The organism is Paenibacillus sp. FSL P2-0173, from assembly GCF_038008045.1.
In the GTDB taxonomy this organism is placed as follows: domain Bacteria; phylum Bacillota; class Bacilli; order Paenibacillales; family Paenibacillaceae; genus Paenibacillus; species Paenibacillus polymyxa_B.
Window position 1 is genome coordinate 607645 of the sequence record NZ_JBBOYK010000004.1, and the last position, 24295, is coordinate 631939.

Here is a 24295-nt window from a genome sequence, read left to right on the forward strand (position 1 = left end):
TTCAACTAGGATTTGGATTTAGTTCGGTAACATTTCCTGTCGCGGTGCCCGATAGTTTCTCTGCGACGGAACGGAGCTTTTGGTGGCTGGAGGAAGGCTTGTCACGGCGATCATCTATTTTGACCGAGGTGGAAACACGCTTAGCTCCAGACAGGAATGGCGCTTCGTGCAGCGCAGCAATGGCGGTGAACACATCGTCCAACGAACCTTCAATAATCGTACTCATGGAGGTAAGCTCATAGGTAATTCCTTTTTGCGTCTTCAACACTTTTTGCATCTGGGCAACGTAGTCGCTCAGGCTTGTACTCCCCGTTCCAATCGGGATCACTGTCACTTCTGCAATAGCCATCGCCAAGTTCCTCCTTTTAATTTAAAATCGTCACTTCTTTAAAAATCTAAAACCTCAGTCCGATAGAACGAGCAACCTTATTTCACAAAAAAAGTTCATATGTATGCTGCTTGTTTCTGTAGGAAACATCTTTATCATTCATTGTACCGTTCAAACTGCCTCAATTCAAATACAGCCCGCGACTTCTCTGCATATTTTGATTTTCCATTCCTTTTCCTTTACGTATGGCTTCGAATGTTGCTATAATACTCCTTGCACTTATTTGAAATTTTAAGTTTATACACACAATATGTTGGGTTAAATATTCATAACACGTCTAAATATAGTGATGTAGCCGATAAATCGTACGGGAACCATCTTTTCCCCCTTCATTGGCAGGTGCATCGCTATTTCTATGTTATTGGATTACATACAGCCCCCAAATGCTGTCTGACCATCGCTTTTTTCGCCATTATCTTCTCATCATGATCATTTTCATGCTATTCCCAAGTATGATTCCAAATCAGGAAAGCGAGGAATTAATCCTATGCCACAACTCGTAACCAAACCAAACAATCGCCAGTTGGCTTTTGATGAAATACGCATTTCCGTATATGCCGACCGTGTACTCAGCGGGCTGGACAAGCTGGATAAAGATCGTCTCATTCGCGGTGTAACTAGCAAGCTGCGCCGGGACGAAGTCACGGGGGATGACATCAGCAACGCGTTTGCGATGGCTGCCCTTGAATTGGTTAGTAAGGAAGAACCGGACTGGAAATTTGCCGCTGCACGTGCTTTGCTCACTTCCTTGTATAAAAAAGCTGCTACTCACCGACGTTACAAATCCTATGCGGACGAGCCTTACGGCGCTTTTTATCCGCTGATTACCGATTTGGTCCAAAAAGGAATTTACCGTCAAGAACTGCTCGACTACTATACCAAGGAGCAGATTGATGAGCTGGGCGATTCCATATTGCCGAAAAATGACCTGCTGTTCGATTATATCGGGCTATTAACGCTGTCTGAGCGCTATTTGGCCAATGATTTTGATGGACGCGTAATGGAACTGCCGCAAGAACGCTACATGATCATCGCGATGTACCTGATGCACCAAGAGCCTGCCGACAAGCGTATGGAGCTGGTCAAGGAAGCATACTGGGCGATGAGCAACATGTACATGACGGCAGCTACACCAACCATGTCCAATGCCGGAAAAAAGGTGGCCGGACAGCTCTCCAGCTGCTTTATCGACACCGTAGACGACTCCCTGGAAGGTATTTTCGACTCCAATACGGATGTAGCCCGTCTTAGCAAAATGGGCGGCGGCATCGGCGTGTACCTCGGTAAAGTACGGGCGCGCGGGTCCGATATCCGTGGACATAAAAATACAAGTTCTGGCGTCATTCCGTGGATTCGTCAGCTGAACAATACAGCTGTTAGCGTAGACCAATTGGGTACTCGCAAAGGTGCAATTGCCGTATATCTGGACGTATTCCATAAGGATATCCTCGCGTTCCTTGACCTGAAGCTGAACAACGGTGACGAGCGGATGCGTGCACATGACGTGTTCCACGGCGTATGTCTGCCCGATCTGTTCATGGAGCGGGTCGAAGCACGTGGTGAATGGAATCTGTTCTGTCCGCATGAAGTGAAGAAGGTGATGGGCTGGAAAGATGACAACGGTCGTCCACTGGGTCTGGAAGATTTTTATGATGAAACCTTCGGTTCAGGTACCTTCCGCGAAAAGTATGAGGAGGCGTCACAGCATCCCATTCTCTCTCGTATTACAGTGCCTGCCATCGACATCATGAAGCGCCTGATGAAATCACAACTGGAAACAGGTACACCGTACATGTTCTATCGTGATACGGTAAACCGGGCCAACCCGAACCGCGCCCATGGTATGGTATATTCCTCCAACCTGTGTACGGAAATTATGCAAAACCAATCTGCAACTGTAGTGGAAAAAGAAGAACTGGTCACCAAGGACGGACAAACACGCATTGTTATTTCCAAAATTCCTGGCGACTTTGTTGTTTGCAACCTGAACTCCATCCATCTGGCTCGTGCGGTTCCGGCAGGTGTGCTGGATCGCCTCGTACCGATTCAGGTACGTATGCTGGATAATGTTATTGATATCAACAACATTGAAGTGCTGCAAGCACAATATACGAACAGCCAATATCGCGCTGTCGGTCTGGGTACATTTGGACTGCATCATCTACTCGCACTGGAAGGTATCCGTTGGGAATCCGATGAAGCGGTAACCTATAACGATCATTTGTATGAAAAGATTAACTACCTGGCAGTCAAATCCAGCATGGAGCTAGCGAAAGAAAAAGGCCGTTATGCGAAATTCGAGGGTTCTGACTGGTCTAGCGGGCACTATTTCACTTCCCGTGGCTATACGGACGGTACACGTGAAGGCAAATTTGTCACTACGTCCGAGTGGAGCGAGCTTGCAGAAGAAGTCAAACAAAATGGTGTCCGCAACGCATGGCTGTTCGCCATCGCGCCTAACGGTTCCACGTCTATCATCGCAGGCTCTACCGCCAGCATTGATCCATTGTATGAGTTGCTTTCCTATGAAGAGAAAACAACTTACAAGATCGCTAACCCAGCACCGGACTTGAACGAGAAAACCATCTGGTACTACAAGACAGCTTTCTTGCTGGATCAACACGCTTCGATCAACATGGCTTCTGCACGTCAGCGTCATATTGACCAAGGCCAAAGCTTTAACCTGTATGTACGGCCTGATATTAAAGCAACTGAATTTTTAGAGCTGCACATCCATGCCTGGAAATCAGGTATGAAATCGACCTATTATGTACGCAGCCGCGCACTGACGATTGAAGAATGTGATAGCTGCGCATCCTAAACTAAAGGAGAGAAGCTCTCATGCAGTTACAGAAGATTTTTAACACGGAAGCGCCAAATCGCTCTACCCGTATTATTGAAGGCGAAAGCTCCGGTATTTTGAATTGGAACGATATTCGGATGCCGCATATGTACAAACTGTATAAAGTACTGCTGCTGAACCACTGGATTCCAGATGAAATTCCGATGTCCAAGGACGCGTCCCAGTTCCCTGTGCTGGATGCCGAAGAACAGCGCACCTTCAAAATTAACATCGGCCTGCTGGCTGTGCTGGATTCCATGCAAACGATGTTTGTCGGGGATGTAAAACGCTATTTTACCGATTCCTCGCTGGAAGCTATTTCGGCGATTATCGGGCAGCAGGAAGTGGTCCATAACCAGTCCTACTCCTACGTTCTGTCTTCTTTGGTGTCAGATCAGGAACAGAAGGAAATTTTTGAATACTGGAAAAACGATCCTGTCCTGCTGGAGCGTAACACATTCATCTCGGATATTTACCAGGAGTTCCGCGATGAGCAGAACCCGCAAACCTTTTTCCAAGCGATGGTAGCCGATTTGATTCTGGAAGGCATTTTCTTTTACAGTACATTTGCTTTCTTCTACAATTTGGCCCGTGATCAGAAAATGATGGCGACCAGCCAAATGATCTCGTATATTCAACGTGATGAAAATCAGCATTGCTACTTTTTTGCTGAAGTGTTTAAGCAGCTATTGTCTGACTTCCCTGAGCTGAACACCAAGGAAAATACGGACTATGTCTATCGTATGATTAACCGCGCTGTGGAGCTGGAAACGAATTGGGCGCATTATACGCTCAAAGAGGTTCGCGGCATCGACTTGAACGAGCTGAGCGATTATATCAAATACATGGCAAATATGCGCCTGAGATTGCTTGGTATGGACAAAGCGTACGAAGGCGTAGATGTAAACTGTATGCCTTGGATTAAACCATTCTCAGACGAAGCGCTAAATGCGACAAAAACGGACTTTTTTGAAGCAAAATCACGCAATTATGGCAAGGTCGGAGATGACAACGGATTTGACGATTTGTAAGTTATAAGATACAGCCTTAACTCGGTACTTACCGGGCTAAGGCTTTTTTCATGAGAATTTACGCAAATACGCAAAAAAATCATGAAACATCTGAATTACTATTCATATTTTCCTATTTGTACACGATATATATGAAGGTGAAAAAAACATAGTAAGGAGCATATTATGAAAAGCAGCGTTAAAAAAAGAATGGGATTACAATCCAAACTCTACTTCATCTTGCTCATTCCTTTAATAGTGATTGGCGTCATTGTTCTGTGGACGACCAATCAATCTATCCAAAATGCTTCTCTATCAACCATGCAGCTAAACAATGAAACGCTGGCAAAGAACACGGCACAGTTACTGGACAAGTCCGCAGTCAAGAGCTTAAACACTAATTCATCTGAGCAAAGCAGCGAGTATAAGCAGCTTCGGAACGAGTTAAATACGCTCAGGTTGCAAACTGGAATCCTGTACATCTATATGTACAATCGGGTTGGAAATGAGTGGAAAATTACAGTGGATGGAGCCGCATGGGACGACAAAGACTACAGTCCATTCGGAACTCCTGTAAGTTTTACCCTTAAAGAAACGGAAGAGAAATTAAAACAAGGGGAAACGGTAACTACAGATATTACAACGGACCCTGAGTGGGGGACGATGTTTTCCTCCTTTACTCCCATTAAGGATACCGATGGAACCATCATTGGATATTTGGGAATCGACAGATCCCTGTCCTCTGTGACTGAAGTATACGAACATACCTTGCCTGAGGCCTACCGATTAGTTATCCCTGTTATCTCCATCATTCTGATCATCTCAATTGCGGCTATGATGCTGGTAACCCGACGGATACTGCGTCAGGTGAGATTTATTAAAAATACACTGGAGCAAGTAGCCGACGGCAACCTTACGGTTACATCGTCGCAAGTAACATATGATCAGTTAGGCGAAATCAGCAAATTGACGAACAAAATGGTGGAAGCCATGTCGAATATGATTGTGGATATTCAAAGCAGTTCAAGCACACTCCAGCACGCATCGGAGAATATCGTCGTGACAACGGAAGGAACACTCCACCAGACTGAGGAACTGTCCCGTACACTCCAGCAAATTGCCGATGTCTCTATTAACCAAGCGGATCAAGCGGTGGAATCGGTTCAACAATCTGATCGATTAGGACAAACGCTGGATGAAGTCGGAAGCCATGTGCAACAATTTACGGATACGGCCCATCATCTCAATGAGGTTCGTAATCAGGTAGCTAGTGAGCATGAACTGTTATTAGAGAAAGGACGAGAAAGCGCCTTGCGTATCAAGCAGATGCAGCGCATGTCACACGCGTTAACCGAAAAATCCCGCGAGGCGGCTAACATCGGTCAGCAGGTACAGGGCATCGTAAAGCAGACGCAGATTTTGTCCTTTAATGCCTCTATTGAAGCCTCACGTGCAGGCGAAGCTGGCAAGGGTTTTTCTGTGGTCGCTCATGAAATGGGACAACTTGCCCAGCAATCCGCCATATCGATTCGTGAAATCGATGAAATCTTAAGAAGCTTTGTTGAGCAAATTGAGCAAATGGGTGATCAATTTGATGAAAACATAAAGACCGTCAATGAACAAGAAGTACAAATTTCGGTATGTCTACAGTCTGTTGACAAAGTCACCCAGGTTTCACAGGAAGTTCAGGAGTTAGCTGCACATCTGGCTCAATTGACGGCAGAGATGCAAGAGGTACGTCACAGCGTAGATCAACATTTAAATCACACAGCCAGCGCGGCACAGCAGACTGCCGGAATGACAGAAGATGTATCAGCAAGCGCTCAGAAGCAGGCCCTAGCGGTAAAAGAACTATCCGAAGTAGCCCGCAATCTGACCACACTATCAAACAATCTGCAGCGACATGCTGACCAGTTCCGGGTGAAAAACGCTGAATAGTAAAAAAGGGATTACCCATGCATGATGAATTGTGACTCGTAAGATGAACCTTTGAAAAAGCGTTTCTTTTACGGGTCATTTGCGTTTTCAACAGATGAATACAAGATGTGTCTGGAGCGGATCAGTGGCAGATGATCTATGCGTGCGTGTCGACTAAGAGGCACTTCTTTTCTTTACATACTAAACATGCATCTGTGCTGATTGCCCATGATTGGCTATTTGCGGCTTCAGTTCATCCATGATGCATTCAGCCGCTTCCTCGCCAGCCTCGACGCATTCAGGCCATTTTGTAAAATCAAACGCCGCAATATGTCCGACTTCAGGGCGAATAACAACGTCTGCTAGCCGGAGACTATTATGCTTTCGTTCGGCGGTCATCAAGCTGTAAGAGCGGTATACAACTTCCACCATATTTCGCGGCGGCTTCTTTTCATGTCCCCGTGCCACATCAACAGCAATTACTAAACAATCTGCTTCCCGACTCATCTCTTCTACAGGCAAATTGTTTAATACCCCTCCGTCGACCAGCATATTGCCTTCATGCATCACAGGAGCGAATAAGCCAGGAAACGCCATCGTAGCCCGCAGTGCTGTCACCAAATCACCTTGTTCAAAAATGAATTGCTTGCCTTCCAGTAAATCGACAGAAACAGCTTCAAAACGGATAAGAAGATCCTCAATCTTCTGCGTATGCTGTCCATACTGCTGCAGTAGCTCATTCACCACCGTATTCATGCTGTTACCGCCAATTAAACCACGATGGCGTATGCCGATATCCAACAGGCGGTATTTAGGTGTCTTTTTAATACAATCCAATAGAGCATCCGTAGGAACACCCGCCGCATAAAGTCCGCCAACAATGCCGCCCATACTCGTACCGATGATACAATCGACCTGAATCCCGTGTCTTTCGAACGCTCTCAGTACCCCCAAATGAGCAAGTCCTCTGACTGCTCCCCCACCCAAAACCAATCCTACCTTCGGCATATACGCAACCCCTTTACATGTATTTACTGCATGCGTCCAAACACACAAAAGACCCAAAAACTAAACGTAAGGAGGCCAGCTTCCTCTCCTCACAAATGACTCATTCCTGTTATATTCAAAAATGAAAAGCCTCGCTTAGAAAATCGGAAAGCAACCCTTTTTCCTCGTCAGAAAGATCCGAAATGGATTGCAGAAAACGGGAAACCAGCTCCGTAATTTCAAGGCCTAGTTCATCGTTCATCGTTTGTAAGGCCATACCCAACACAGTGCCAACAAACATGGTCATGCCCATTTCCTTGCTTGGCGCTGTAAGGACAATCTGCTGAATCCAGGGACCTCTTTTACCTCCCAGCTTCTTCAAGTACATCAAAAGCAGCCCTATAATATAGGCGCAAAAATTGATTCTGACACTGGCTTCAGGAATTTCAGCCCAAATTTTTCGGACCGCCTCATTGGGACCTGTATTGTTCAAATCCTTGAGCAGTCCCGAGATATTCTCGACGGTTTTTTTCCAATCCACCAGATCCACTAATTCATTCCGGGACTGGTTGAACAAATCCGAAGCTTTATCTGTAGGTACAAATACAACCTGTGAACGTCCGGTTACCTTGGTATTCACCTCATAGCTGCGCGTAATAAACCCGAGCTTTTCAATTTCTTTCAGCATGTCATAGGCCGTCCACTTACTAACCCCTAATGATTTAGCCAAGGCCTCATAATGAATAGGTAGTTTTGTTTTTTGGTACAGTTCCACTAATGTATGCAAAAATTGCAGTCGGCGTTTAGTAAGTGACACGATAGCGTTGTAACCTCCCTGTGTAATTCTCTATGAATTCGTTTTTGGGTTTTTTGTGTCTAAATATTAGCACTGAATACCCATATAAGCAAGCCTCATAATGATTATTGATTCTCACACAGCGGGCTGCTCTTTTACATATTTCCTTTTTAATTGGCTTGTGTTATATTTTTATCCATATTGTTTTTTGGTTTTTTTGGTCTTTACGGTCTTTTGTGTGATTATTTTATTGGAGGGAAACGTTCATGCAATCAGCTCTCAAGCCCAACGGCATTACTATTACGGGTGCAGGATTCTATGTACCGGCATCACTATTCACCAATTTGGAATTAGCCGCATCTCTGGATACATCCGATGAATGGATCACTCAGCGAACAGGTATCCGTCAGCGATATATCGCAGAAGCATCCGCAGAAACCTCTGATCTTGCCGTCCTGGCTGCAACTCATGCTTTACACCGTGCTCAATTATCATCGGAAGATGTGGATCTTATTGTAGTGGCAACGTCCACCCCTGACTATGCTTTCCCTTCCACGGCCATGTTGGTCAAGCAAAAGCTAGGAAGCCGCGCACCTGCATTCGACTTATCGGCAGCCTGCTCCGGTTTTGTATATGCCCTCTCGATCAGCAGTGACATGATGAAGGCGGGTGCATACCACAACGTCCTGGTGATTGGAGCAGACAAGTTCTCCAAAATCGTAGATTGGCAGGACCGTAATACCGCCGTTTTATTTGGAGATGGAGCAGGTGCTGTTGTCCTTCAATCTCATCCCGGTGCTTTCTCGTCTTTTTCCTTGCTTGGCTCGGAAGAACGTGGAGCAGACATGCTGATCTCCCCCGTCACAGGGCCTATTACAATGCATGGACGAGAGGTTTTCAAGTTTGGGGTGCGCATTCTGGAATCTATGCTGACTAAAGTTATGGAGGAATTAAGATTAAGCATAGATGATATTGCTTTGATCATTCCGCATCAGGCCAATATCCGAATCATTGAACATGCGGCAGTTAAGTTGAAAATTCCACTGGATAAGTTCTTTATAAATATCGAAAAATACGGAAATACGTCAGCTGCTTCTATTCCCATTGCGCTCGCGGAAGCTATGGAACAGCAGCGAATTCAAGCTGGTGATATTGTCGTCCTGGCTGGCTTCGGCGCAGGATTAGCCTGGGGTGTTCAAGTTATTCAGATCGCATAAATTCTTCAGTTCAACAGACAAAAAGGAGTAAACTAAAATGGAGCATTCGCAAACGTAGCGAGTGCTCCATTTTTATGTTTTGAAAGCCAAGCAGAGTTCACCTTTATCCGAGTAGGTGCATACATATAACCTAGAAGTGTGTATTCAAGCACTCCAGACTCATACCTGTTCTTATGATGGAGGTAGCGCGGCTGTTTTCACCTGTTTCGTATAAGAAGGATAGCCTCCCGTATGCTGGAGCATTTCGATTTCACGCAAAATACGCGGCAAGTCAGCGACCGAGTTCATCACGATGTGGGCTCCTGCCCTTTTCAAACCATATACACTCTGTCTGCGCCGTTCCTCAGCCACTCTGTCATCCGCTTCATGGCTGGTCGTTTGAGCTGCGGTCGTCACGCTTTCGTTATGGTTCAACACACCAATCGTCCATACACCGGCGTTCCGTCCCTCTTGCATATCGGCTACTGTATCTCCTACTTTCACAATATCGCTAAGTGGGAATACCTGCAAGCGATGTGCAATTTCATAGATCATCCACGGATAAGGCCTCCCCTGCGAAACTTCACAAGGGGCTACCATACAATCCAACGTATAGGGTGACTGTGCAGGCGTAAACTTGTGACTGAGCATTTCCATCGGACAGGATGCAGTGGCGCCTGACTGAATGCGACGATCCTGCAACTCCTGCAGCGCCCTGTCTATACCGATAGCAGGCTCAGCCCCTTGGATCAAGGAGCGGAGAACAGGGACAAGCTCAAGATAAATATGCTCAATATCCGCTCTGCCAGGATGCGCACCAAAGCACTCCAGCCATTTTTTCCGAACCTCTGAAAGTCCCAGCACATTCGCAATATGATCCCGGATCGGCATTCCTCGCCCATGAGATACCTGTTCTTCAGTTACCTGTATACCTTTCCATCTGAAAATGTCACGCATTCCCTGGGTTAAGCCTCGTCCTCCGGGGTCTAATAATGTACTTTCGAGATTAAAAATAACCGCCTGTATCATGCAATCCCCGCCTTTCCGTACCGCGGCTATCCGCAATCTTTATTTTGCTTAGGAACATGATACACAGCTAACGTAAACTGAAGTGTCGTAAACGGTAAGCGGATTGTAATTGAAAATAAATTCCTTGATTGGTTATGAATACCGAGTTTGATAAGAGGAGGAGTCGCAACATGAGACAGCCTTGGAATGAATTTAATTCCAAAATGCCTTGGCGGATGGAGCTTGGTTGTTATGCGCTGAATAAACTGGCCTGTGGAGGATTGGTTTTTGGTCTCTTATGGGTCTACTGCTATCTGACAGAGGAAATAACAGGAATTCCTCTGACTATAGCAGGCAATAGTGGTGAACTGACCGCGCAGCTGTGGGCCTATGGTTTTGCCCTTCCTGCCGCTCTTGCCGCTGATGCGCTACGCGATCTTTTACCCTGGCTTCGTAAGCCCGAGCAGCTCACCCTATACCTCGCTGCAGGATTCAGTGTCTTTCTCCTGCTAGGTTCTTTGATGTCGCCTGCCGGAACGGGCATTTCATGGAGCAACGGCATAGCAGGTGCAGGGATTACACTCCTGTATTATGGAGGAAGGTACTGGCTGAACCGTGAATATGGATTACAGATCATGCTGGCCTTCCTCCTGCCACTGCTGCTATGGCCTATAGGGCTTCAATAATGTCGCCAGCTATCACAGAGGCAGGATGCTGGCGATGACGTGCGGCTGTTTCTCCAGCCGCACCATGCAGATACACGCCAAAGGCTGCTGCCTGCGCAGCATTCAGACCCTGGGCCAGCAAACCTGCGATGATGCCTGTCAGCACATCGCCCGCACCGCCTGTCGCCATCCCAGCATGGCCTGTGGTATTGACGTAGGCTGTTCCGTCGGGACAAGCGATGACAGTGCGCGCTCCTTTGAGCACCAGCGTGACCCCACGTGTTCGGGCGTACTCCCGGGCATGGGTGATGCGGTCACGCTGCACCTCTGCTGTCGGTATGCCCAGCAGACGAGCCATTTCACCGGGGTGCGGCGTTAGTACGACCGCCGCACTTCTCGGCTTCCAAGCCTCCAGCTCAGGCCCCGCCGAGGCGAGGATGTTCAAGGCGTCCGCATCAAGCACGAGCGGACCGCCGTATTCTTCCCACAGGCGGCGCAGCCAGCCAGTGTCCCCTGCAAAGCGGCCGAGGCCGGGGCCGACGGCCAGCACATCACGTACCTGCGCGAGCTGTAGCAGCTCGTCTGCGGAGTCGGCATTCCATTCGCCGTCTCCGCCTGCTGCTGCGGCAGCGAGCATCAGTTCCGGCGCGGCGCCAATGACGCGCGGCAACAACGCCTCGGGCACCGCCCACGTGACAAGGCCGCTGCCGATGCGCAGGGCTGCACGTGCGGCCAGCAAGCCCGCGCCGCTCATGCGCAGGCTTCCGGCCGCGACGAGAACATGGCCGTAGGTGCCCTTGTGCCCGTCCGGCACGCGGCTGCGGCTTACATCCACATCCAGTGCAGCGCGCAGCGTGTCACGGGTCAAGAGCCGCAGCTGCACGCCACACTCACGGGCAAGGCCGGGTGGAATACCGATGTAGCGTACCACCACATCGCCTGCAGTCCCGGCGCCCGGATATTGGACGAGCCCACGCTTCAAGTAGGCGAGGCATACGGTGACGCGCGCACGAATGCACGGCTCGTGCAGCGTACCTGTGTCGGCGTCGAGGCCGCTAGGCACGTCTACCGACACAAGCGGCACGCCGCTGGCATTGGCCTCGCGGATCAGCGAGGCGTAGGGTTCGCGCGGCGGGCCTTGCGTGCCCGTGCCCAGCAGGGCATCGACGATGCCGGAGGCGCCGCGCAGGTCGAGGGTATCCCGGCCATAGAGGATAGCCGGGATACCCAGAGCCGCGATGATGTCGCGCTGCGCAGCCGCTTCACCGCGCAGCGTGTCTGGCGGCTCGACGTACACAACGGTGACGCGCAGCCCTGCATCCGTTAGATGGCGGGCTACTACCAGTCCGTCACCACCGTTGTTGCCTTTACCTACGAGGATATACCAGTGTTCTCGTTCCCGTAAGTCATGTCGTCCTTGACTCCACGACTCTGTCCGTATAACACCGCCATGTCCAGGTATATCCCCCGGCCCTGTGTGTGTAACCTCTTCTGCCCACTGCGACCCTAACACTTCAGCACGCTCAATCCCACGTGCTAGATCAGCAATGCCTACTGAGAAGCCGCCATTGCTCTTCCCACTTCTCTCGGCACATAGCTTCAATACCTCGTCAGCTACCGCGCGCCCGGCATTTTCCATCAAGGTAAGGGCCGGGATACCCAGCCTGTCAATTGTGTACCGATCCAATTGCCGCATTTCTTCGGCGGTCACCATATACATGCTTTTCGCCTCCCATATGGCTATCCCTGCTTATTAATACCCGACTGTAAAACGGGAATTGACAAATTCCCCTTCTACTAACTCATCAATCAGGGCTACCGCATAATCTTCGACCGAGATACGGCTATGGCCTAATTCGTCAACCACCAAATGATCCAAGCCAATACGGAACTGTCCTGTACGTTTTCCCGATTCAATCATTCCGGCAGGACTACAATAGGTCCAGTCTACATCCGCAGCGCGGTACAGCTCCAGTGCATCTGCATGGGCAGCCGCCAGTGGCTTCACTTCCTCCGGAAACTCGGCGGTATCCATGAGGCGTTCACCGTTTTCTGTTTTCAGACTTCCCGCTCCGCCAACGACAAGTATGCGCTCCGCGCCGGAACGCCGGGTTCCTTCCAGCAAAGAACGAGTCGCTTCGAGCAGTTCTTCCTCTTCTCCAAACTTGGGACCGTACGCGCTAATGATAGCATCGTGCCCTTTGGCCACTTCCGTAACGGAATTCGGATTTAGAATATCTGCTTGAACCACCGTCAAGTATTCACTTCGCTCCGTCACACGTTGGGGGTCGCGGACCGCTGCTGTCACTTCATACTTGCGCTTGATTGCTTCCTTTACTAACGCTTGACCAATGGTTCCAGTTGCTCCAAAAATAATAACTTTCATATAAATATGCCTTCTTCCTGTCTATAATTTACTTACTGTTATTTATCCGTTTTATCTCCAGCTTAAACCCGTGCAAGATATCGATTCGATGTCTCATGATCTTCTGTTGCAATTTTTATATTTTTATCCATACCGAATCTACCCTCCTGCTTGTATCTTGTCTATTTTACCAAAAAATACTTCATATATCCTGGTCAAAGGTATACAAGCCCTTGAAATGCCTGTGTAGTCTGTGCAATAGTGTAGAAAGAACAATGGAAGGAGGGATTGCGGGTGTCCCCGACGGACTTCGCGGCGTTAGCCGCATATATCTCACCCGGTCTGATTGCCTTCCTGCTGGCGTTATCTTTGCTGGTATGGCTGTATATTCACAGTGCAGCCCAGCTTCGAAATTCGCGTCAGCAGCGGCTGGAAGAATTACAGGAATCGCTGCGTATCTATGGACGATTAGCTGGTTGTCTCCAAACCGCTACCCAGAATGGGTTCAATAACAGCGAAAAGCAGTACCAGAACGGACTCATCCACGCTCTTCAGGAAGCCAAAGCTGCTCCCTATTTGACCCCTCACCTTCAAGAGCAGGTTCAAGCATCCCTTCGGGAATGTGATACGTTCCGCAGAGAATTGCTTCTCAAATCACTGGAGCGTGAAATGAACAAACTCATCGAGGAACGGCGTCTGGTTCTGCTGGAATCTCATGCTCCGGGCTGGGGAACAGCATTGTGGAAGCTATTACGTCCAGCAGCTGGTCCGTTGGCGCTGGCAGGAATCGTCTGGTTGGTCTCAAGGCTGGTTGTGGAACTGATAGCCTCCAGCCATGTCGATGTTAGTCTGCCCGACACTGTACAATCTGCCTCATGGCTCATAGGGTGTGCATGGATGAGATTCGTTTCCGGCTTGATCGCCCTACTGTATGTATACCGGCTGATGACCCTGCGCAGGCAAAATGATCTGGACGTGACGGCATCCCATTTTCCAACAAGCCTGTTGTGCATGGTGATCGCCGCTGTCGCTCTGTTTCAATGGATCGGACCGGAAGCGTCTCCCTACATACTGGCTGTGCAGCTTGTGCTGTTCTTGATTGGCTTCCGACTTACCCGAGGCCGCTCGCGCAGTGATCGTCCTTATGTTGGTCACCCCGGCTTGATCAAGGCAGATGCTTCTCAACATCAGGATGTACACGCAGCAGATAAAGATAAAACAGCTGCCTCTTCTTTGGCAGAAGAACATATCCGGTCCTAACACCAATGGCACATGACTCTATCCCATATCCACCCTGCAAATCACATACCATCACAGGACATCCCAACAACAAAGAAAGAGTTCATGGGGTGTCCTGTTTTTTGAACAATTTCCGGCTTTTTGAGGGGTTAGGCTTGTGCCAGTGATCAAGGAAAGGGTATATTGTTTATATAAATGTAAATCATATCGTTTTTTATGTATGATTATTGAAAAAAATCCATATATGTTAAACTACCATCAATTTATGATGTGCGTTAGAATTGGAGGAACTATGCAACTGGACATTTCTGAAAAATCACTTCCCGTTTATGAAGCGCTGGCCAGTGAGGTTCGGCTAAACATGATTGTTCTGCTTGCGGAGAAGCCTATGAATATACGTGAGCTGGCGGAAGCGTTGGGGCTCAGCAGTGCGATTATGACGATGCATGTCAAGAAACTGGAGAGAGCGTCCATTATTTCGACCAAAATGCTGCCTGGACGAGGCGGGGTACAGAAAGTGTGCTCACTGGCTACAGACAAAATTGAAATCGCCATGCCACGCTACCAGCAGGATGTACGACAATTCCATCAGACGGAGATTTCTGTCGGACACTTTACAGATTTTGAAATACAGGCGACCTGCGGACTGGCTACCGTCGAAAAGATCATTGGTGAATTCGATGAGCCTCGTTCATTCTTGGACCCTGAGCGCTTCAATTCCAAAATTCTGTGGTTTAGCCAGGGATATATGGATTATAAGGTGCCAAATTTCCTACTGTCCAGCCAAAAAGCTGAGGAACTGGAAATTTCGATGGAACTATCATCCGAGGCCCCTTTTACCAATGATAATTGGCCTTCAGATATCACTTTTTTCCTAAATGATGTGAATTTGGGTACATGGACCAGCCCAGGGGATTTCGGGGATAACCGTGGTAAATACACACCTGCATGGTGGCCTGATTTTATCAATCAATATGGTCTCCTTAAAAGACTTCGCGTTACCTCCGAAGGTACCTTTATGGATGGCAAGCAAATATCCGACGTGACTTTAAGCCAAGTGCTGATTGATCAGAAGCAATGGAAATTCCGCATTGCCATATTGGATGATGCCCAGCATGTTGGAGGGGTTACCCTGTTCGGTACCGGATTCGGTAACTACAATCAGGATATCCTGTTCCGTTTGTACTACAAACATACAGAAAATCATGCCAAAACAGTAGCGGTAGAAGCTGGCGATAGCAGCAAATAGCTTTTAGACCACTTCAAGACCTGAACACGGCGTTTGGCCCATGCCTTTCATGGGAAACAAAGCGCCGTGTTTTATTTTTCATCCACTTATATCGTACTCTTTTGCCACATGCTATCCGATTAGCGAACAGGTTCAATACATACAGGTGAAGGAACCTCCAGCACATATCCCGTTCGGGTCAGCCGTCCATCCTCACTATGGATGGCAAAGGATACGATGTTGTTTCCATCCTGATTCGCTACTACCAGATAACCGGACAAGATGTTGAAGTTACGCGGTGTGCTGCCGAAGGTTTCCACCCATTCAACCACCTTCAGCTTGCCGCTGTCCAGATCGACATGGTATAGCACGATGCTATCATGGCCGCGGTTTGACACATACAAAAAGCGTCCACAGGGCGTAATCCGAATATCGGCTGCTGTATTTTCTACATCTATAATGCCTTCTGGCAGTGTGGACAGGCTTTGCAGCAATGTAAGCTCACCATTACGTTCGTTATAACTAAACACAGCGACTGTATTGTTCAACTCATTGGCGACAAAAGCATATGGACGCGAAGGATGAAAAACCAGATGACGCGGTCCAGAACCGGGTGGCAAATCTGTCTCACGATGGGTCACCAGTTTTCCATCCTCTGTCAAACGGTATACCACAATCTGGTCCAGTCCCAGATCACATACCATGGCATACTGTCCTGAAGGATCTGGAATAATCGAATGCGGATGTGCCGCATCCTGGCGGTCCTGGCGAATACCTGAGCCGGTATGCTGAACTTGCCCCGACATGTCTCCTAATCCTCCTGCTTCCGTCGCAGGGAACACAACGGCATTGCCGCCTGAATAGTTAGAAGCCAGCACATATCGTCCATCGGTTGTTACGGAAACATAGCAAGTATGCGCTCCCTCCGTCCCTTTTCGATCCAAAGGATGTAATTCCCCCGTCTGGGCATTCACCTGATACGCATACAGCTCGCCTCCTTCTGTTTCACTGGTAGCATACAGCTTCGTCCCATCCGGGTGTAGAGCGAGAAAAGAAGGCCTCTCCATTCCTTCCACACCTCCAACAATGCGCAGATCACCATTGGTCACACACAAAGCACATACATATATTCCTCTTTCCTGACGAGACGCATAAGTTCCTGTATAAAATAACTGCTCATTCCGCTCTTCCATCGGCTCTCATCTCCTTCTAGCTGTTTTTTTACATATTATCTGGCTTTTAGCTCTACTATTTGTCTTGTTGTAAACTCATCATGCATTATTACCCAAGATTCTGTCGTTTCATTAACGTTTCGCGATGTATGCAAAAAAAATAGCCTCCTTCGGCGCCATCTGCGGTTCACAAGAACGTCACAGTTCACACCAAAAGAGACTAATTTCACGAAAAGAACAACATTAAACCGCTGTGGTTTGCGTATCTCTGCTTTTCCATTTTACAGCCAGACCCAAACTAAGAATGAGAATGGCTGCCCCAAAAATGTATGGCAAATTGATATGCACCTCGAACAATGTACCCGCAAGCGCAGGTCCTAGAATATTACCAATACTCATATAAGCATTGTTCATGCCAGCTGCAACTCCCTGCTCATCCCCCGCCATTTTGGATAAAGCAGTATTAATGGCTGGCCGAAGCAACGACGTAGCGGTAAAGAAGATGAGCGATACCCCGAGTACATAATAAAAGTTGCCAGAGAGCAGCATAAGCACAAGGGAAATCGCCGAAAACAGAAAGGAACCGATGATGACACCTTTTTCGCCAAAACGGTTTAACATCGGACTGATTACCACAGCTTGAATCACGGTTCCGACCAGTGCACCTACGGTAATAATGATAGCAATATCACGCTCATTATAATGAAACTTCCCCGTCACAAAGAAAGGAAACATCGTTTCAAAATGTGTCAGTCCAAAGGTTAAGGTGAATATCATAATCAGCAGCATAAAGTAAGGCTTGCGGAAAGAAAGGGCAAACTGTTTAATCACATTGTCCCGTTTGGCCTTGACATTCCGAAACTTCAACTGTTTTTCCAGTGATAAGGTTTCGGGTAGCATAATCAAGGAAATCAGTGCAGCTACGCCCGATACGGCCGCCGAAACATACAAGGGCGTACGAATCGAGATATCTGCCAGCAAACCGCCCACACCAGGACCGATCACAAAGCCAAGAGACATGGCGGCACCCAACAGCCCCATTCCTCTACCGCGATTGTGGACCGTTGTAATGTCAGCAATATAGGCCATCATCGGAGGAATCATAAAGGCTGCCCCTGCACCACCCAGTAAACGGGAGATATACAATGTGGTCAACGATTCCCCAATAGCAAACAATACAGAAGAAGCCGTCATGATTACCAAACCGATAATAATCATTTTTTTACGTCCGTATTTATCGGACCATTCTCCCGCTAGCGGCGAAAACAGGAATTGGGTTAAGCCAAACACAGCAACCAAATAACCACCCGTTTCACCACTGCCTCCCAAGGAGCTCATAAACTTAGGGAGGATCGGAATAATGAGGCCAATTCCCAGCATGGCAATAAACATATTAATCATCAAAATGACCAGCGGTCCCATTTTCAACTGTTGTGAATCTGACATGTTGCGTTTTGTCCTCCTCAGGTTCTTTATTTCGTATACGAAAATCTTATTTTGCAACCATTTCAGCAAAACTCTTCATTATATTAATAGAGCGAGAGACAAATAACAATCATAAAATACTTCCGATAACCCTGAATCTTTCCTTTGACAGGACAGCAAAAAGGAACAACCTGAAATGGCGATGTTGTCCCTCTCATACGAACGACCAGGGTGAATTTCTGGAACGGTCTGGCGGTCCCTACGATCCCTATTGTGGATCTTCGAATAGCTCCTGTATCATCTTTTCCTTGTTATTCAGAAATTGCTTGGTGATGATAAAATGATCGGTTTCCTCCAGTGTCCGGATGTCGATCCCTTCATGTGTCAGATGATACAAGATGGAATCTGGATACGCCATCAAAATGGGGGAATGAGTAGAAATGATAAACTGTGAGCCCTGCTGCACCAGCTCGTGAATCCGTGCAAGCATGGCCATCTGGCGCAAAGGCGATAACGCAGCCTCCGGTTCATCCAAAATATACAATCCTTGTCCTCCAAACCGATGCACAAAGGCAGCAAAAAAAGACTCGCCATGCGACTGCTCATGCAGCGATTTGCCTCCGTAGGAGTTTCGAATAGGTGGGCCTCCACCTTCGCGATCCAGCTCGTCGATATGAGTCGCCACATTATAGTAGCTTTCCGCCCGGAAAAAGAAGCCATCCCTCGGCTTTTCTATCCCTCTCACCAGCCGGATATGCTCATGCAGTGAGGAATGCGTGGCTTGTGTAGAAAAATTAAAATTTTTAGTACCGCCCTCTGGATTAAATCCCCACGCGACCGCGATTGCCTCCATAAGCGTCGATTTACCTACACCGTTTTCTCCAATAATATAGGTAACGGAAGGATGGAATTTAAGTTCATTCCACTGGTGTAAGGCTTTTAAGTTAAACGGATATTGGCTCTTGTCAGCATCTGGAGGCCATATCAGCTCCAGGCGACGTATAAAAAGATTACGATCCCATATACTCATGTCCAGTTCAGCTCCATTGCCAAGCAATTCACTAGGTTTTCCATTATTATATTGGAATTATTTACAGCAATCAAACTGAAACCCCATTTCGTAACCCTTCTGTTGTTATTCAAACGATTATTACAGGTATAATATATAGTAATGTTCATCGGGCATGAAATCTAAGCACTTCATTCCGTGTACATCTCATTCTTTTCCAAGCAGGTGAATCTATGAAATCTAATCACAAACCGATTCAATCCTTTAAAATCGTACAGTTCGTGATGACCGTCTACAGGCAACGATTGACACGTATTCTGCTACCACTGGCTGTACTGGCTTTTATTATATGGGAGGCCGGACGAGAACTAAAAGACTTTAATCTGGCGCGTATGCTTCATGAGCTGCGGCGAATGGATGCCACCTTTCTGATCGAGATTGGCTTGTTCTCACTAGCTGCCGTGGCGGCTATGAGCGCATACGATTACGTAATCAGGCATCATTTCAAGCTTCAGGTCAAGCCTGGAACGACATTTCGCTATGCCTGGATCTCCAATACCTTCAATAATGTCTTTGGTTTTGCAGGCTTTACAGGAGCGGGACTTCGCACAGTGCTGTATAAAAAAAGCGGGGTGCCGTTGGGTGTCATCACCTCTGCGGTCGTATTTCTTTCGCCAGTCGTCATTACCGGACTATCTTTGCTGGCTTGGGGAGCCATTGTCCATCTGTATCCGGTACAGCCTGTACTGGATGCTCATCCGTGGCTTCATTGGGCGCTGTGGGGAATGGCATTGTACCTGCCGCTATTTCTGATCATGCAGCGCTCCAAACGGTACTCCACATGGTTCAACAAGGGAGAAGGACAGCTTTCCTGGTCCACCATCTCCGCTTCCATCAGTGCTTCCCTGCTGGAGTGGCTGTTAGCTGGCCTTACCTTTGCATGGATCGGCTCGCACTTGCTCCATGAACTGCCGATGCATGCTGTGTTCGGCATTTATGTGATAGCCGCGATTGCTGGGTTGATCAGTCTTGCACCCGGAGGGGTCGGGGCATTCGACATCATTGCCCTGCTCGGGCTGCAAATGGCGGGAGCCAACTCAGATCGGGCACTGGCTGTGCTGCTGGTCTTTCGTGTCTTTTATTACATCATCCCGTGGCTCATCGGCTTGGTATTAGCCGCGCTGGAAATGATTCCGCGTAACGAGCGCCTGAATCAGCTAGCTGAGACCGGCTGGGACTACTCCCTTAATGCGTGGCAGAAGGTATGGGGCTGGCCTGGTCAATTCCGGTTTTTGGCAGATCTAGGAGTATGGGCGCTTGGTAAGCTGGTACTCATCTCCGGCGTGGTGCTTCTTTTGTCGGCAGCTACGCCAGGTCTGTTATATCGGCTCCGTTTTGCTGAGCATTTGCTCAGCCTGCCCGTCATGCGCTTGTCGCATGAAATCTCAGTCATCATCGGGATTATGCTTGTCGTCCTGTCCCACGGAATCTCTCTGCGTATTCGCAGAGCATTACGACTGACATTGATACTGCTGCTGGCCGGCGCCATTTTCACCTTCATTAAAGGTCTGGATTTTGAAGAAGCCTTATTCCTACTATTCGTGGCGTTAATGCTATGGATCTCGCGCTCGCGGTTTTATCGGGTCAGTGCACCACTGAATCGGCACAATATTTTAATATGGGGCGGATTATCTCTACTCGTAACTGGGGCTTATTTTATCATTGGGGCAGGCTCCAATACTCCGTTTATGCGCCATTTGCACGCCAAGGTCCATCTGGACTTTTTTATGAACCGCAGCGATTACGGAGTTACTGCCGTGTTTAGTCTGATTTTGGCATGGGTATTCCTGACGGTGTACTTCTTTCTTCGGCCTCAGCGTGGTATCAGCAATCTACCCGACGCGCAGGAGCTGGATAAGCTAAAAGAATTTTTGGAACGACAGGGTGGTAATCTCGTTTCCCACATGCTTTTTCTGGGCGATAAATATCTGTATTGGACCAAAAATGAACAGGTCGTCATTCCCTATGCTCGCAGTCGGGACAAACTGATTGTATTAGGTGACCCACTCGGTCCAAAAGAACGCGTGAGTGAAGCGATTCAGGAATTTCAGCGGTTCGCAGATCGGTATGCGTTAACGGCTGTATTTTATCAGGCATCACCGGAGTATTTGTCCATCTATCACGAGAACGGCTATCGCTTTTTCAAACTGGGCGAGGAAGCACTGGTGCCGCTGGAATCCTTTACACTGACGGGCAAAAGCAATCAAGCGCTACGCAGCGCCAAAAACCGCTTTGACCGCGATGGCTACTCGTTCGAAATCATCCAACCTCCTCTAGAGGCGTCACTGATTGAGGAGATGCGACATGTTTCGAATATTTGGCTGGACGGGCGCAAGGAGAAGGGATATTCACTCGGCTGGTTCAAAGAGCCCTATCTTCAGTTGGCTCCGATTGCATTGCTAAAGGACTCTGAAGGGAAGGTCATCGCTTTCGCTACGATGGCCCCTGCCTATGATCATGGACGGACGGTCTCCATTGACCTGATGCGCCACTTGCCTGACACGCCAAATGGCACGATGGATTATTTATTCACACGGGTCATTGAGTGGGCCAAGGAGAGTGGATATACGACATTTAATCTGGGAATGGCACCGCTGTCCCAGGTAGGGCAAAGTGAAAAGGCATTGCGCGAGGAAAAGCTGGCTCGACTTGTTTTTCAATACGGGGGACATTTTTACGGCTTTCAGGGGCTTCGGCGCTTTAAGGATAAGTTCAAGCCGCAATGGGAGCCGCGTTATCTGGCCTATCCGGCTTCTGTCTTTCTACCGATCCTGACGCTGGAGCTGGTATATCTCGTGTCCAAACGCTCGGACTAAACAAAGGGCTAACCAAAAGGCTTTTGACAGCCTAACACGACGTAAAAAAGGGTGTTCCCCAACCACGAACGGTTGCAGGAACACCCTTTTACATTCACAAATCTTCTTAGAAGCTACCTTTTACAACAACTTCAGACAGTGGAAAACGTCCTGATGGACGTGCTGGTACTTGTGCCTTACCTACGCTAATAAGCAGGGTTGGCAGGTAACGTGCCGGAATATTGAATTGCTCGATCAATTGTGCTGGAATGAAACCGCCCATTGCGCAAGTGTCGTAGCCCAGAGATTTAGCAGCCAGCATAATGTTTTGTGCTGCAAAAGCAGAGTTCAGGATGGCGGCATCGCGAGCTACTTGCGGGTTTTGGTACGCGCCGTTGATTTGACCTACCAATGCGTCACGGATTTCCGCTGGCAGTGCGCCTGCTTCTACCGCTTGATCATAAATGACGGTGTTACGGTTTGCTTCCAAATCACCCAATACAGCAATCGTAACGGAACTTTCCACTACTTGACCCTGATTGTAGGCGATAGGTAGCAATTTTTGCTTGTCCGCTTCGCTTTCGATGACAAGGAATTTCCAATGTTGAAGGTTCCAAGCGGAAGGAGCTTCTATCGCGGCAGTCAAAATAGCCTCCAAATCTTCCTCTGGCAATTTAAAATCCTTAACATAGCTCTTTACCGCGTGTCTTTCACTAATAGTAGATAGAGTTTCATTTTTTGGACTGCTCGACATTCTAGGCACTCTCCTAATTTCTTAATATATATCTAACTTGAATCCTCATTAACTTCCCAAACTACTGCAATTATAAAAATGATAGTGAATGATGTCAATATGTTTAAGTATGACCCTGCACTCAAAATACAGTACAATACGGATAAAGACATGCATATCGGCATATGCCTGCCGATGGGACAAGACACGGGTGAGTTCATTTTGTTCTCATTTGAATTAAAAAAGGAGCGTTACTATGATTGGATCGTTTAAAAAAACGGATATTGCTTTGTTTGCCGCCTGGGTTGTAGCTTGTGTGGCAACTTTGGGCAGTCTGTATCTCAGCGAGATTTTGGGGTATGAGCCTTGTAAGCTGTGCTGGTTTCAGCGCATTCTGATGTATCCCCTGACCCTTCTGCTCGGAATTGCATATTTTCGAGGAGATTCGGGGATACGTCGTTACGTCATGCCGTTGGCTATCATTGGAGGCGCGATTTCGGCCTATCATTTTATCATTCAGCGCATCCATGCAGCCGCCAAAGCAGCTGCGCAAACTTCAACTTCCTGCGGCAGAGTATCCTGTGAACAGGATTACCTGAACTGGTTCGATTTTATCACCATTCCTTTTCTCGCACTGATCGCCTTTATCCTTATTATTGCAGCCATGGGTTATATCATGCGTCAGGAGAAAAAATCAGCTCAAGGAGAGGTACAAGCAAAGGAACTCGCATAAGTATGAAAGAGACCTAATTATAGGACCCGTTACCACCAAGAGGCGTATAATCCGCTTGCCCAAGGAAAGACTGTAACTAAATATATCCATTGCATATGTGCTATAATGTAAAAGGTTTGCAGTCTGTCCAATAACGCTTATATTCCTTATAGAGGGGGCCAGTCCATGTTTCATATTAGCACCCCATTGCTGCAATATGGCGCAACCTTCGGTATGATCTTAATCGCTATATCGGCTATTTTCATCCGTATGAAGACAGGTCATCGCCCGATTAATGCCAAAAAAATCATCATCCCACCGCTCGGCATGAGCACCGGTTTTATGATGTTTGTGGTGCCGGAAGTACGGGTTCCCTGGCTTTGGGCGCTAGGCGCTTTTCTGGTCGGCTGGTTTATTTTTTCTTACCCGTTGATCCGCAGCACCAAATTTGAATTGCAAGAAGGGCTGGTTTTCGTGCAACGCTCACGTACCTTCTTTTTTATCCTGATCAGCCTGCTGATCATCCGATTGCTGTTGCATGAATTTATTCAGCATTACATTACCATTCCGCAGACAGCAGGGCTATTTTTCATCCTAGCCTTCGGGACCTTGTTACACTGGCGGCTTCGTATGTATTTCCAATATCGTCAGTTCGTTCCGAACGAGGCGGAAGTTCGCATCTGACAAACAGGTTTTTAACATGCATGCTCGCATGTTGCTGTATAGACCAAAAAGACACGTTCTCCTA

Annotated in this window: 21 protein-coding genes; 11 read left to right on the forward strand and 10 right to left on the reverse strand. The window is 47.8% G+C overall.

The features are described 5' to 3' along the window. Position 1 precedes the first annotated feature (1 nt). On the reverse strand, positions 2-349 hold the full coding sequence (locus MKX30_RS22625; RefSeq protein ID WP_013308518.1) for an MTH1187 family thiamine-binding protein: 348 nt from the start codon (positions 347-349) through the stop codon (positions 2-4). Positions 350-875: 526 nt separating this feature from the next. Between MKX30_RS22625 and MKX30_RS22630 the strand changes: the two genes are divergently transcribed. From MKX30_RS22630 to MKX30_RS22640, 3 genes are all read left to right on the forward strand, one after another. After that, positions 876-3209 carry a ribonucleoside-diphosphate reductase subunit alpha gene (locus MKX30_RS22630; protein WP_023986751.1) on the forward strand — a complete coding sequence of 778 codons (2334 nt, stop codon included), beginning with the start codon at positions 876-878 and terminating at the stop codon, positions 3207-3209. Between the two features lie 20 nt (positions 3210-3229). After that, on the forward strand, positions 3230-4261 hold the full coding sequence (locus MKX30_RS22635) for a ribonucleotide-diphosphate reductase subunit beta (RefSeq protein WP_023986750.1): 1032 nt from the start codon (positions 3230-3232) through the stop codon (positions 4259-4261). 165 nt (positions 4262-4426) lie between these two features. Further along, positions 4427-6178, forward strand: coding sequence for a methyl-accepting chemotaxis protein (locus tag MKX30_RS22640; protein WP_023986749.1), 1752 nt, complete (start codon positions 4427-4429; stop codon positions 6176-6178). A 180-nt stretch (positions 6179-6358) separates the two neighbouring features. On the opposite strand, the gene MKX30_RS22645 is transcribed toward MKX30_RS22640, so the two are convergent. Together MKX30_RS22645 and MKX30_RS22650 are read right to left on the reverse strand one after the other, a co-directional pair. After that, positions 6359-7165 carry a patatin-like phospholipase family protein gene (locus MKX30_RS22645; protein WP_341063559.1) on the reverse strand — a complete coding sequence of 269 codons (807 nt, stop codon included), beginning with the start codon at positions 7163-7165 and terminating at the stop codon, positions 6359-6361. A gap of 115 nt (positions 7166-7280) precedes the next feature. Further along, positions 7281-7961 carry an Lrp/AsnC family transcriptional regulator gene (locus MKX30_RS22650; protein WP_341063560.1) on the reverse strand — a complete coding sequence of 227 codons (681 nt, stop codon included), beginning with the start codon at positions 7959-7961 and terminating at the stop codon, positions 7281-7283. Positions 7962-8206: 245 nt separating this feature from the next. Between MKX30_RS22650 and MKX30_RS22655 the strand changes: the two genes are divergently transcribed. Further along, positions 8207-9157 (forward strand): beta-ketoacyl-ACP synthase III, encoded by a 951-nt coding sequence (locus MKX30_RS22655; protein WP_025723691.1) that lies wholly within the window; start codon positions 8207-8209, stop codon positions 9155-9157. Positions 9158-9328: 171 nt separating this feature from the next. On the opposite strand, the gene MKX30_RS22660 is transcribed toward MKX30_RS22655, so the two are convergent. Next, on the reverse strand, positions 9329-10165 hold the full coding sequence (locus tag MKX30_RS22660; RefSeq protein ID WP_023986748.1) for an HAD hydrolase-like protein: 837 nt from the start codon (positions 10163-10165) through the stop codon (positions 9329-9331). 170 nt (positions 10166-10335) lie between these two features. Between MKX30_RS22660 and MKX30_RS22665 the strand changes: the two genes are divergently transcribed. Continuing rightward, complete coding sequence (locus MKX30_RS22665) at positions 10336-10830, forward strand: hypothetical protein (protein ID WP_023986747.1); 495 nt, start codon at positions 10336-10338, stop codon at positions 10828-10830. Here the strand turns inward: MKX30_RS22665 and MKX30_RS22670 are convergent. Next, positions 10814-12529 (reverse strand): bifunctional ADP-dependent NAD(P)H-hydrate dehydratase/NAD(P)H-hydrate epimerase, encoded by a 1716-nt coding sequence (locus tag MKX30_RS22670; RefSeq protein WP_076265165.1) that lies wholly within the window; start codon positions 12527-12529, stop codon positions 10814-10816. The genes MKX30_RS22665 and MKX30_RS22670 overlap by 17 nt on opposite strands. Before the next feature lie 33 nt (positions 12530-12562). After that, complete coding sequence (locus MKX30_RS22675) at positions 12563-13195, reverse strand: NAD(P)-dependent oxidoreductase (RefSeq protein WP_023986745.1); 633 nt, start codon at positions 13193-13195, stop codon at positions 12563-12565. 273 nt (positions 13196-13468) lie between these two features. Between MKX30_RS22675 and MKX30_RS22680 the strand changes: the two genes are divergently transcribed. Then, positions 13469-14434, forward strand: a complete 966-nt coding sequence (locus MKX30_RS22680) for a hypothetical protein (protein ID WP_076265164.1) — start codon at positions 13469-13471, stop codon at positions 14432-14434. A gap of 271 nt (positions 14435-14705) precedes the next feature. Beyond that, positions 14706-15662 carry an ArsR/SmtB family transcription factor gene (locus MKX30_RS22685; RefSeq protein WP_023986743.1) on the forward strand — a complete coding sequence of 319 codons (957 nt, stop codon included), beginning with the start codon at positions 14706-14708 and terminating at the stop codon, positions 15660-15662. Between the two features lie 119 nt (positions 15663-15781). Here the strand turns inward: MKX30_RS22685 and MKX30_RS22690 are convergent, their stop codons facing one another. From MKX30_RS22690 to MKX30_RS22700, 3 genes are all read right to left on the reverse strand, one after another. Then, positions 15782-16834 carry a lactonase family protein gene (locus MKX30_RS22690; protein WP_023986742.1) on the reverse strand — a complete coding sequence of 351 codons (1053 nt, stop codon included), beginning with the start codon at positions 16832-16834 and terminating at the stop codon, positions 15782-15784. A 222-nt stretch (positions 16835-17056) separates the two neighbouring features. After that, positions 17057-18259 carry an MFS transporter gene (locus MKX30_RS22695; protein WP_028541191.1) on the reverse strand — a complete coding sequence of 401 codons (1203 nt, stop codon included), beginning with the start codon at positions 18257-18259 and terminating at the stop codon, positions 17057-17059. A 247-nt stretch (positions 18260-18506) separates the two neighbouring features. Beyond that, entirely contained in the window at positions 18507-19268 is a 762-nt protein-coding gene (locus MKX30_RS22700) for an AAA family ATPase (protein WP_023986740.1), read from the reverse strand. Between the two features lie 212 nt (positions 19269-19480). Between MKX30_RS22700 and mprF the strand changes: the two genes are divergently transcribed. Next, a complete protein-coding gene (gene mprF, locus MKX30_RS22705) occupies positions 19481-22123 on the forward strand; it encodes a bifunctional lysylphosphatidylglycerol flippase/synthetase MprF (protein ID WP_023986739.1) in 2643 nt (880 codons plus the stop codon). A 106-nt stretch (positions 22124-22229) separates the two neighbouring features. On the opposite strand, the gene MKX30_RS22710 is transcribed toward mprF, so the two are convergent. Next, entirely contained in the window at positions 22230-22856 is a 627-nt protein-coding gene (locus MKX30_RS22710; protein WP_023986738.1) for a nitroreductase family protein, read from the reverse strand. A gap of 99 nt (positions 22857-22955) precedes the next feature. On the opposite strand from MKX30_RS22710, the gene MKX30_RS22715 reads away from it, so the two are divergent. From MKX30_RS22715 to MKX30_RS22725, 3 genes are all read left to right on the forward strand, one after another. Next, entirely contained in the window at positions 22956-23108 is a 153-nt protein-coding gene (locus MKX30_RS22715; RefSeq protein ID WP_023986737.1) for a hypothetical protein, read from the forward strand. Next, on the forward strand, positions 23092-23568 hold the full coding sequence (locus MKX30_RS22720) for a disulfide oxidoreductase (protein ID WP_053324504.1): 477 nt from the start codon (positions 23092-23094) through the stop codon (positions 23566-23568). The genes MKX30_RS22715 and MKX30_RS22720 overlap by 17 nt, the downstream gene beginning before the upstream one ends. 165 nt (positions 23569-23733) lie before the next feature. After that, complete coding sequence (locus MKX30_RS22725; protein ID WP_023986735.1) at positions 23734-24231, forward strand: CcdC family protein; 498 nt, start codon at positions 23734-23736, stop codon at positions 24229-24231. Positions 24232-24295 lie beyond the last annotated feature (64 nt).